Raw genomic sequence first — 1,159 nt, forward strand, 5'->3', positions numbered from 1 at the left:
TAGCTTCTATCTTTACTCCTGTATTCTTTGTTCCTATCTCTCCACCATACAGTTTTATATCTTTACTTTGGTAAGTCATCTTCATGGTAAATGATTCTAGCTCTGCTATATCCCTACCATTCATATATACTTTTCCCCATGATCCATTTACTACCTGATCTGGTTTAAACTCCATTTTCTCCCTCCTACATTATTGCTTCTCCATAGAAATCTTCCATTACATCAGTTGGTTTATATTGAGGAATATATGCAAAAACTTTATCATCAGTGTCTATTCTTGCTAACTCATAATCTGACATTTTCTTTATATCCTCTTCGGTAATTTGTTTACCCTTATATGTCCCTTTATCCAATAAAAACTTTCTATGTGCTTCTAAATCTATTACCATTTTATTGTCGTAACTTGGATTTAATTGGCCATTCTTTTTGAATGTTGATAAGTAACTATTTATAGCTCCTAATAATAGCCTTTTATTATCATATGTATTTTGATATCTTCCTCTATATGAACTCTTAAAAGTATTTCTTATATCTTTTTGATGAATGTCCATTATCTCCATTTTTCTTATCTTAGTGAAACTTACATTCTTGTCATCTGTAGCTTCTATAAATGATGTTACACCTCTTAAAATTGTATATTTTTCTCCATCATATCCCGTTAATACTTTTCCTTTTGCTATCTCTTCATCCTCATTAGCAACTGAGCTTTTAAATGATTTTAACCATGGTTGATTCATATTTGTGATACTTGCGTTTAATGGAACTCCTGCACATAATGAAGCTACACATAAGCTATACTCTTGAGCTGTTAAAACCTTATTCTCTAGCCCAGCAACTACATGGTGTGTTTGCTTAGATGAATAGTCTATAATATATGGTTTATTTGGCTCTACATCACAACTTGTTACTAATTTAATCGTTGATACTTCTTTCCCTAATTTTATTCCCTCTTCATTCCTTAGATTATTTAACCAACTTTCTACATCTGTTTTTAAGGTTGAGCCTGATTTAGCTTTTCCTACAACTGGAATAATTGGAATACTAAAATAATTAGGTTCATCTTTTTCTACTGTTTTTAATACTTCTTGTAAATTTGATAAATCTATTTTTACTCTATATAGGATTACCTTAAATGGATTTCCTAAGAAAGCTAAAGACT

2 protein-coding genes are annotated in these 1,159 nt (G+C 30.5%); both read right to left on the reverse strand.

Translation table 11 applies throughout. The features are described from left to right. Positions 1–175, reverse strand: a 175-nt coding sequence (locus ACRCYC_RS01755; RefSeq protein ID WP_438617477.1) for a phage tail tube protein, incomplete at its 3' end; no start/stop codon positions are given. A 10-nt stretch (positions 176–185) separates the two neighbouring features. Continuing rightward, positions 186–1,159 (reverse strand): phage tail sheath C-terminal domain-containing protein (locus ACRCYC_RS01760; protein ID WP_438617476.1); only part of this gene is annotated, 974 nt, incomplete at its 5' end.

Source organism: Paraclostridium sp. (assembly GCF_051657365.1).
Classification (GTDB): domain Bacteria; phylum Bacillota; class Clostridia; order Peptostreptococcales; family Peptostreptococcaceae; genus Paraclostridium.